At 64.3% G+C, this 8,899-nt stretch carries 9 protein-coding genes; 2 read left to right on the top strand and 7 right to left on the bottom strand.

Features of this window, described 5'->3' with window-relative positions:
* The first annotated feature begins 529 nt into the window (after positions 1 to 529).
* Positions 530 to 1,390: a 50S ribosomal protein L11 methyltransferase gene (locus tag OO12_RS26565; protein WP_160296926.1), complete on the top strand. Its 861-nt coding sequence runs from the start codon at positions 530 to 532 to the stop codon at positions 1,388 to 1,390.
* Between the two features lie 28 nt (positions 1,391 to 1,418).
* On the opposite strand, the gene OO12_RS26560 is transcribed toward OO12_RS26565, so the two are convergent.
* The 7 genes from OO12_RS26560 to OO12_RS26535 form a co-directional block, all read right to left on the bottom strand.
* Complete coding sequence (locus OO12_RS26560) at positions 1,419 to 3,311, bottom strand: asparagine synthase-related protein (protein ID WP_034161705.1); 1,893 nt, start codon at positions 3,309 to 3,311, stop codon at positions 1,419 to 1,421.
* Positions 3,312 to 3,451: 140 nt separating this feature from the next.
* Positions 3,452 to 3,601 carry a hypothetical protein gene (locus OO12_RS28840; protein ID WP_160296925.1) on the bottom strand — a complete coding sequence of 50 codons (150 nt, stop codon included), beginning with the start codon at positions 3,599 to 3,601 and terminating at the stop codon, positions 3,452 to 3,454.
* 133 nt (positions 3,602 to 3,734) lie between these two features.
* Positions 3,735 to 3,995, bottom strand: a complete 261-nt coding sequence (locus tag OO12_RS26555; RefSeq protein ID WP_052216301.1) for a PqqD family peptide modification chaperone — start codon at positions 3,993 to 3,995, stop codon at positions 3,735 to 3,737.
* Entirely contained in the window at positions 3,995 to 4,891 is an 897-nt protein-coding gene (locus OO12_RS26550; protein ID WP_034161704.1) for a sulfotransferase domain-containing protein, read from the bottom strand. The genes OO12_RS26555 and OO12_RS26550 overlap by 1 nt, the downstream gene beginning before the upstream one ends.
* On the bottom strand, positions 4,888 to 5,748 hold the full coding sequence (locus OO12_RS28835; RefSeq protein ID WP_160296924.1) for a hypothetical protein: 861 nt from the start codon (positions 5,746 to 5,748) through the stop codon (positions 4,888 to 4,890). Before OO12_RS28835 ends, OO12_RS26550 begins: the two co-directional genes overlap by 4 nt.
* 573 nt (positions 5,749 to 6,321) lie before the next feature.
* Positions 6,322 to 6,744 (bottom strand): GNAT family acetyltransferase, encoded by a 423-nt coding sequence (locus tag OO12_RS26540; RefSeq protein ID WP_235365024.1) that lies wholly within the window; start codon positions 6,742 to 6,744, stop codon positions 6,322 to 6,324.
* Positions 6,745 to 6,987: 243 nt separating this feature from the next.
* Positions 6,988 to 7,632, bottom strand: a complete 645-nt coding sequence (locus OO12_RS26535; RefSeq protein WP_052216299.1) for a TetR/AcrR family transcriptional regulator — start codon at positions 7,630 to 7,632, stop codon at positions 6,988 to 6,990.
* A gap of 118 nt (positions 7,633 to 7,750) precedes the next feature.
* On the opposite strand from OO12_RS26535, the gene OO12_RS26530 reads away from it, so the two are divergent.
* Positions 7,751 to 8,899 carry an efflux RND transporter periplasmic adaptor subunit gene (locus OO12_RS26530; RefSeq protein WP_052216298.1) on the top strand — a complete coding sequence of 383 codons (1,149 nt, stop codon included), beginning with the start codon at positions 7,751 to 7,753 and terminating at the stop codon, positions 8,897 to 8,899.

Genomic DNA, 8,899 nt, shown 5'->3' with positions numbered 1-8,899 from the left:
GTGCTGGGAGATGTGGAGAAGGGACGGGGGCTGGGGCGGGGGTGGGGTTGAATCGAGTAGGATGCTTCAACGAGTCCCGGTGACCGCCTTTGGGCCGGGAGCGCTCAGGCAGGATTCTGTTGCAGACATAATGAAAGCTGACGTTCGAAATCACGAAATACTGTCATCGGACGACTTGCCGCAGGGCCCGGGCTCAGCGACGCAAGCACCTCAGCTTTCGATTGTCGGCAAAGCCCGAGCTTCCCCTGCAAATATAGCCACGCGCCATTCACGACCGTCTCCCTACGGACCCGCTCGACGCGCGCGATAAATCGCCGCAAAAGGTCGGGCGATGAGAAAGCTCTCGGACGGACTGACGGCATTGCAGCCCAAGGCAGAAGGCAACCCGGCAGCGATGGTGCAGCTTGCGGGCCTGATGCGCAAAGGCGGACAGGTCGAACAAGCGGTTGCCTTGTGCCGCAGGGCACTGGCGCTGGCGCCGCACGATGCGGAACTGGCGGCGCAAGGGCGCGCCTTGCTGAGTCGGGACGTGCCGAACTGGCATTTCACGATCGTGGCCGATGCAGGGCGCAACGCGGCTTATGACGTGGCGCTGCGCCGTGCGATCAAACCCGGTATGCGAGTACTGGAAATCGGCACCGGCACCGGCATCCTCGCGATGATGGCGGCGCGCGCCGGCGCTGCTGAAGTGGTCACCTGCGAAATGAATCCGGTAATCGCCAGCGCGGCACGCGGCATAATCGAAACCAACGGCTATGGTGACGTGGTGCGCGTCTTTTCCGGCCATTCGGACAAGCTTGCCCTCGCGGAACTGGGTGGACGCGCGGACCTTCTGGTTTCGGAGATCGTCAGCAATAATTTGCTGGGCGAAGAGGTGCTTCCGACGCACGAAAAAGCCATGCGCGACCTGATGAAGCCCGGGGCGCAGGTGATCCCCGCGCGTGGACGGGTGCGCGTCGCGTTGGCAGAGGATTTGGCCGGCGAGACTGGGCGGATGCGCATGGTGGACGGATTCGACCTATCGCTCTTCAACGACCTGCGCGCGCCTGCACGGTCGCATTCGGTGGGCAGCAAACGGATAGAATTACGCAGCGAAGCCAGCGATCTCTTCGACTTTGACCTCGGCTCCAGGCGCGTTTGCACCCCAGCGAAAGCCAGAACATGCGTCCGCGCGGCGGGTGGACGCGTCAACGGCATCGCGCAATGGATCGCGCTCGATATGGATGAGAACACGCACTACGAGAACCGGCCCATGCCCAGCACCACGTCTTGCTGGGACATGATGTTCCATGCCTTGCCCGCCCCGATAGAAACCGCGCCGGGGCAAGCGATGACAATCGCCGGATCACACGACCGTCACAACCTCACGATCTGGATGGATATATTGTAAGGAAAACACTGCTGCTCGGGAACGGCGATTATTCGTTTCCGCGTTCGACCCAGCGGATGAATTGCCCGACATGAACGGCACGATCCAGCGCCAGGCGGTAGGCGGTCATATGGTCTTCAGCGTCGCGCGCATCGTGCGGCCAGTCAGTGATCAGCCGCTTCAAGCGCGGTAGGTCCAACAGCCTGCCGGCCAGCCGCGAGGCCTCCAGCCGCTCGACCTCCCCTTCGATCAGCGGACGGCGCGCATTCAGCGACTCGAACCAATTGGGTGCCTGTTCGCCCTTCCTGGTTTCGTCGAGGATCTCGCGCGGCAAGCGGTCGGCGAACAGCTGGCGCGCATACCAGCGCGGTACGCCATCACGCAGGAACAGGGTTTCGGGAATGGTAAGGGAAAATTCTATCAGCTCGCGGTCGCTATAGGGGTCGCGCGTTTCGAGGTTGTCGCCCTCCATTGCGAGCTGATCGCGGGAAATCTGCAACTGGTCGAAGATCTGATGCGCGCGCAGTTGGGCGCTGGTGCCGCGCGTGCTGTAGGTCGGATCGAACCCGTCCTCGCGCCATTGCCTGCGCAGATCGAGCGATTCGACGACATCGGGATTGAGCAGGCTGAACCGACTGATGTCGTCGGGCGCGCGCCCGCGCAGGCGCTGGAAGGCGCGGTGCAGGCCCGGCGGCAGCAGCGGGGCCAGCCCCTGCCCCACCAGGGTGCGCGGCAGGCTGCCACCAGCACTGCGCGCCAATGCGCGCGCCTGTCGCGCCAATTCCAGCCAGCGTCCCTGGCTCGCAAGGGCCGACAGGCAAAACCGTCCATCCCAGCTGAACGTCAGATTGCCCATGACCCCCATCAGCGCCACGCGATGGCCGTCCTGGACGAGCGTATCGCGGATGCCACTGAACCAGCCCAGATTGTCCAAGTTTCGGCAGGGCATGGGCATGACGGTCTGGAAGAAGCGCGCAGGATCGGCCTGCATGGGGTGAGCGACCTGCGGCGTTACCAGCTTCAGCCGCAGGGCAGGATGCATGCACTCCAGCGCCCTCACCTTGTCGCTTTCGTCGAGGTAGCGGTGAGAGCGCACCGACCGGTAGAACCCGGGCGGCGGGACGCCGCAATAGCAATCGAGTTCGGCCAGCCCAAGCCGTGCGGCGGTGGCAGCCATCGCGCTGGAGTCGAAGCCGCCGCTGACGCAGATGGCGGCGCGGGGCATGTCGCGGAGAACACGCGCCACCGCGCTGTCCATGAGTTCGCGTCCCCGCGCGACATAGTCTTCGTCGCGTGCATAGGGCGGCGGCGCGTCCAACCGCGGACTCCAATAGTGGCGTTGGTCGACACGGCCCGGCGCAATGCGCACCACGGTGCGTGACGGCACCCGACAGACACCGCGATAGAATGTGACGTCTCGTTCGCGGTGATTGAGCGCCAGGAAGTTTGCCAGCAGCCGCTCGTCGAGCTCGCTCGGCACGTCCGGCAAGGCCAGCAAAGTCCCCAGATGCGAGGCAAAGGCTACGAAGTCCTTGCCCGCATGGTAGAAGAGGGCGCGCCCACCCGTGCAGTCACGCGCAAGAGTTAGCGTTCGACCAACTTCATCCCAATGCGCAATCGCAAAGACGCCAAGCAGCTGCGCGAGTCCCGCATCGCCGCGCTGCTCGAAGATCGCGCGTATGCACGCCGCTTCGCCGCTGCGCGACGACACACCAGCGGTGGCGGCGATATCGGCAAGATTGTCGAGACGGCTGTCCGCCGCGAACAATGATCCTGTCGGCCATTCGCCCGCTGGGAGGGCCTGAGCGAAAGCGGCATGCGCCGCGCGATGGAAATGGATCCGCCCGCGCCGTCGCTGACCGAGAGCAGAGGCGAGCGCCACTTCCTGCCGGTCCGAGATGGATGCGCCGTCAAATCGAATCAGGCCAGCAAAGTTCGTCATGCAGGTTCTGGCAAGCCCCTACCGCCGGCTGGTAATGACACCCACCGCGGCGACCATGGCGAAGAGCCCGGAGCGCCGATGCCCGACGTCGGCGAGCTGGTCAGATTCAAAAAGCCCGACAGGGCATTGATGCAGCGATCCTAGGAGCCGGAAGAAGCGTAGAGATCACCACCGTTATTGTTGATCCCTTGCGTCTCCACGAACTCGGTGGTGACCGCATATGGCGTTTGCCAGGGCGCGCGGGCAGGAGCTTCGACCTTGCCTGCTTCTTCTTTTTCAACAGCTTGCATGACGCCCTTGTAAAGCGCGATTGCGCGTCCAGATTCCAGCGGGCCGATATGCGCGGGCCAGACGACCCGCCATCGTCTGCCCTGTGTCGTGACGCCCCCGTAACATGCGCACCCAACCCGAACAACCGCGGAGTCAGGTGCGCAAAACCGCGCCCTGGCGGATGAGGGTGTCGAGGAAAGCCTGTGTCTCGGCGCGGCAGATTTCGGGCGTCACGTCGAAGTCTCGAACCAGCATCGCACAAAGTGCTTCCAGCTCATGCGGGTCGGCCAGCAGATCCCAGATTCGCGCGCCCATCGCGTTGAGACCCACATAGGTTCCGGTCTCCACGCTCATCATCACGGTTTCGCCGTTTGCCTCGGCAGAAATCCAGTCGCCCGGTCCGCGTATCATCATCAGGATTGCCCGAACTTCTGGTGCGATGGAGGAGAGAAGGTCAGGCCATAGCCGATGGTCGCCATCATCGGCCCGTGGGCGACTTCGATATCGCGCGTCTGACGAGGGGTCAATTCTTCCCGCCATGCGCCAGCCTGGCCGCGTCTGAAGAAGACCGTGGCGTTACGCGCAGTTTCGCGAAACCCGCTTCGTGCCTCCTGCGCCTGCAGCGCGCCGAAATCCGCCAACCGGACGGCCCGCTCCACCTGCTCCGGCGACACCGCGCGTCCAGCGAACGTCATCGCATCGCGGAGGATGTGTGCGGTGTCCCGCTGCAGGTCTTCATACCGAACCAGGTGCAGCGAAATATCGCGCTGATTCAGCCAGCCGGCGACATGGTCGCTCCAGCGGCCCAATTGCTGATACAGGTGGCGAGCCAGCCCGCCGGGCTTGTCGCCGAAAGCCGCGTCCGGGCTGTCGAGAAACGCGATGGCCTCGTCGACGCTGACATGCTTGTGAACCGCCAGCGATGACACCAGGTCGCGCGGGTCGCGGACAATGAGGATCACACCTTTCGCCCCGCTCGCGCCGGCCAACAGCGGCTCGCCCAACGGCGTCAGTGAATAGGCATCATGCGTCTTGACGAATTCCGTCGCGGCTTGGTTGCCCAGCTCGCCAATGTCGGGGTTCGGGCGCCCATGAATCCGCGGCCGCAGGCATTCGACTTCGGTGCGGGTCAGGATAGCGGAATCGATCAGCGTGGCATCCTCGAACGGCACGCGCGCGGCAGCAGTCTGTATGCCCAAGCGATTGATGTCGAGCGTGGCCCCGGGTTCGAGGTCGAGGCAGTGGATGAGAATCCGAAACCAAGTATTGCCCGACTTGGGGTAGGAGGCCAGCCAGACCCGGTTCGTCACGTGAGCAGCCCGCGTTCGTGCCAATGCCGTTCCAGTCCGCCGACAATTTCCGAAATGCCGGCGAAGTCCTTGGAACGGGTAAGCAGGAAGACGCCCGCGCTTTCCGAGATCGCGATGGCGGCCTGGAGATAGAGCGATTTCTGATTCATCGCGGCCACCAGGAACGGGCGGTAGGCATTGGCGGCGACCGCGTGCGCGGCGTCCGCGATATTGAGCCTTGCGATGCTGCTTTGCAGCGGCGCGCGCGCTTCGCGGAGTACATAAACGGCGCCAATCGACAGGGTTTCGCCGACCGACGATCGCGGCGTCACATAGTGTTTGGACAAGCCGTTGCGGACCGAATCCCCGAGGCGATCGGACAATCCGAGCGCATCGGCAGCCTCTTGCCAGAGCTTCAGCTGTCGACCATCGCTATGGGTGACCGGAGCGTCGTCGCCATCGTGCCCGATTACGCTGATGTCATCGTTGAGCAGCGGATACCCGGCGTTACCAAGTGCCGCCGCCATGGTGGATTTGCCCGCCCCGGACGTCCCGCAGAATAATACGGCCTTGCCGCCGACCTTGACCGCGCTGGCATGCAGCACGGTCTGCCGGCGCTGGTGCAGCAGAATGCCGAACACCGTGCCGGTTACGAATATTGCAATGTCCGAAGCCCGTCCGTGGGTGCAGGGCTCAAAAATGATGTCACGTCCCGCCCGCAGCAGGAAACGCGCGACGCCGGGGACGCGGAGCAGGAACTGATCGCCTGCAATCTCCCAGGTTGGGCCAGAGGAGTCCGGACACGCCAACGTCAGCGGCGCCGGCCCGCGTCGGATGTGAATATCGGGCACAGATGTGCATTTCGCCATGCCGGTCATTTGCGGTAGCGGAAGATCGCTGCCGACCGTCAGTCCCGCAATCCTGAAATATTGCACGGCGGCTTTCTCTATTTATTTTCCTGCGAACCCGTCGTCGAATAGCGCAGGCAGGTCCCAACGCATAGCCACGCCTTCAGCGTGGGCTGAACCCTGCTTTGAGTTGTCGGTCGACCGCGGCGAGCGGGCGCTCAAGCGAAGACTCCTGTTCGCTCCCGCGACCGGGCTCTGGCCGAGCAATTGATCGGTTCATCTTGCGCTTTCGTAAACCGTACCAGCCGGATCCGAACGGATGCCAGCAGCTTTCCTTCCACTTACGAGGATGGCTAGGATCCGTGGAGGGGAATTCTACGGCAGCTTTTCGGGACCGGGGCACGTCACTCTGAATGGCTGGGTTGGGGCGCGTAGCTGTCGTCTCGCCGCAGGTGAACGAACGGCCGAAAACGCATCCCCGCGCTCCAAACCCGCCAGTCCGGTTTCCACCAGGTTCAGACATTCTGGCTTGGATCAAACGGACACCGTTTTTACATAGAATTGTGACAACATGGTCGCAATTCTTGATGCCGTACATCACCGTCATTGATCGTCCTTCAGAAACCGTCCGAGCGTTATGACCTTCTGCCGTTCCAGGCCAAGCGCCGCATAAAAGCCAAGCGCCCCTTCATTGTCGTCACGCACCATCAATTGCAGCTTGGGCGCCCCGCGCGCGCGCAACCATTGTTCGGCCGCCGCCATCATCGCCCGCCCATGGCCGCCGCGCCGTGCGTCGGGCGCGACCGCGAGATAATAGATCCAGCCGCGATGCCCGTCGAAACCGGTCATCACGCTCGCGACGATCGCATCGCCGTCCCGCGCCACCAATATCGTGCTGGCCGGCGCGTCGAGCGCGAGCGCGAAATCGGCATGGGCGTCGTTCCAGGGACGCGTGAGGCCACACGCATCCCATAAAGCGACGACCCGGGGTCCGTCGCCGGCAAGCGCACCGTCAATATCGATCACGACTTCACCCCCGCTTCCCTTCGTATCGCATCGGTGCGGCGCTCTTCGCACAGATGCTCAGTTCGGGTCGATCCGGAAAAGACCGTCGCGCAGACCCGTTCCCGACAGAGCGGGAGTCACACGTAACTTTCCGCTTTACCTCAACCAAGGTTGAGGTTTTATAGACGGGCTCCCGATTCGGGAAGGGAGCCTGTTTTGACCTATCAGCGATTGGCCGTTGGGCCGCCCGACCTTCATGGCCGGTCAGGCCGCCACGCCAATCATGCGCAGGTAGAGCGTGGACAACAGGGCCGCGATCTCATCGACGGTCCGGCCGGTGACGATCGCTTCATCGGTCGCGCCGTGCAGGCCGTGGAACATGACGATCGCCGCCTCCCGCGCATCCTCCACCGTCCAGGCGCCGGCCTCCGCACCGTCGGCCAGCAATCCGGCAAGGTCCTGAACCACGGCAATATCGCCCATCGCCTGGCGCAACGGCATTTCGGCGCCATGAAACACCACATCATGCAGGCCGCTCATGTCGAAATAGGCGATAACCGCCGCCTCGATCCAGGCCCTGAGCCGGCCCTGCCAGTCATCCGCGTCGCACGCATCCACGGCCTGCGTCACCCGGCCCATAAACGCATCGGAAAAGCGCTCGCGCAGCGCCGGGATCAAGTCCGCCTTGGTCTCGAAATAATGGTAGAAAGTGCCTTTCGCGACCCCGGCATATACCGCGATCTCGTCGACCGTGGTGGCCTCCACACCCCGTTCGACGAACAGCGCACCGGCAGCGGCGATCAGTGTCGCGCGCCACATATCGGCGCGGCGCGGACCGGCCGGCGCGCCCGCAGACCGAAGGCGGGCGCGGCCAACACGGCCTCTGCGGACAAATCGTTCGGTCGCCATCAAAGCTTCCTAGCGCGTGACGTTGCCGCGATGCGAGCATCTTGACGACATGCCCCGAAATTAATAATCACTCGCAATAATATTGACTATCAGTCGATTTAATCACGTCAGGATCGCAATGTCGACGCTGCCCTCCCCCGATTCGCCTTTCTCGCCCGCCTCCGATCGCTCGCGGGTGCGCCCGCTCGTCATCGCGGCGGCCGTCATCATCCTGCTCTTCGGTGGCCTTTACGCATGGAAAGCCGCCCGTTCCGCGGCGCCGGCGCAAGGCGCGCCGCCCGCGACTCCAGTCGCGGCGATGGTCGTCCAGCCGAGCGAGGTTCCGGCGGCGCTGGAAGCGGTCGGGTCGCTCCGCGCCGTGCGCGAAGTGATGCTGGCGCCGGAAGTATCGGGCCGGATCGTCGGCTTGCGTGTCACCGCCGGCGCCAGTGTCGGCCAGGGCGCATTGCTGGTTCAGCTCTATGACGGACCGGAACGCGCCGACCGCGCGGCAGCGGTGGCCAAGGCGGATTTCGCTGCGGTCCAGCTCGCGCGCTCGCAGGAGCTTGCGCCGACCGGGGCGGAGCCGCGCGAATTGCTGCAGCAGCGCCGCGCCGAGCGCGATCAGGCACGCGCGGCGGTCCAGCAGATCGACGCCCGCATCACCCAAAAACAGGTCCGTGCGCCCTTTTCCGGGCAGATCGGCATCCGCCGCGTCAATCTCGGCCAGTATCTCAACCCCGGCGACGTGATCGCCACGCTGACCAGCCTCGACCAGCTCTATGTCGATTTCTCCGTTCCGCAGCAGGAATTGTCGCGCTTGCCGGTCGGCGGCGTGGTGCGCGTGACCTCCGACGCCTGGCCCGGCCGCAGCTTCACCGCGCGTGTCAACGCGGTCGAACCGCGGATCGGCGAGGATACCCGCAACGTCACGGTCCAGGCGACGCTCGCCAATCCCGACCGTGCCTTGCGCCCCGGCATGTATGTCACCGCCGCGCTTGACCTGCCGGTACAAAGCGGCGCGCTGGTCGTGCCCGTTTCGGCGATCCAGACCTCCGCCTCGGGCGACAGCGTCACTGTCATCCGTGGCCCCAAGGCAAGCAGCGAGGGCAAGGCCGAGCCGGTGTCGGTGGTGACCGGGCGTCGTTTCGGCGACAGCGTGATCGTCACCAGCGGGCTGAAGCCCGGCGATGTCGTCGTCACCGAAGGACAGATTCGCGTCCAGCCCGGCGCGCAGGTCCGCGTGATTCCGAAACGGCCGACACCCCAGCCGGCACAGGTGCGCTGA

Origin of the sequence: Sphingomonas sp. ERG5 (genome assembly GCF_000803065.1) — a bacterium.
Lineage (GTDB): Bacteria > Pseudomonadota > Alphaproteobacteria > Sphingomonadales > Sphingomonadaceae > Sphingomonas.
Note: the sequence above shows the minus strand (reverse complement) of the source record. Positions and strands in the feature narration are given on the sequence as shown.